Raw genomic sequence first — 243 nt, 5'->3', positions numbered from 1 at the left:
CCGAAACCACCGGAAGGTGGTAACCCGGCATGTCTGGGAGGACAGCAAAGAATGGGTCCGGAGCAACCGACTGAGTCGGTCGGGAAAACAGTTATACCGCAAACGAAAAGAGACGATAGAGGGAAGCTTCGCGGATGCTAAAGAGCTCCACGGGTTTCGCTATTGTCGGTTGCGCGGACTGCCAAACGTCAGCGAACAAGCACTGATGACGGCAGCCGTGCAGAACATGAAGAAGATGGCGAT

Annotated in this window: 1 protein-coding gene; it reads left to right on the top strand. The window is 55.1% G+C overall.

The features are described 5' to 3' along the window. On the top strand, window positions 1-243 hold a 243-nt coding region (locus tag HPT30_RS31235; protein WP_175369641.1), incomplete at both ends, for a transposase.

The sequence above is a fragment of the Paenibacillus agri genome, assembly GCF_013359945.1.
Taxonomy (GTDB): Bacteria; Bacillota; Bacilli; order Paenibacillales; family Paenibacillaceae; genus Paenibacillus_AQ; species Paenibacillus_AQ agri.
The sequence above is the reverse complement of the archived record's forward strand: the minus strand, read 5'-3'. Positions and strand labels throughout refer to the sequence as shown.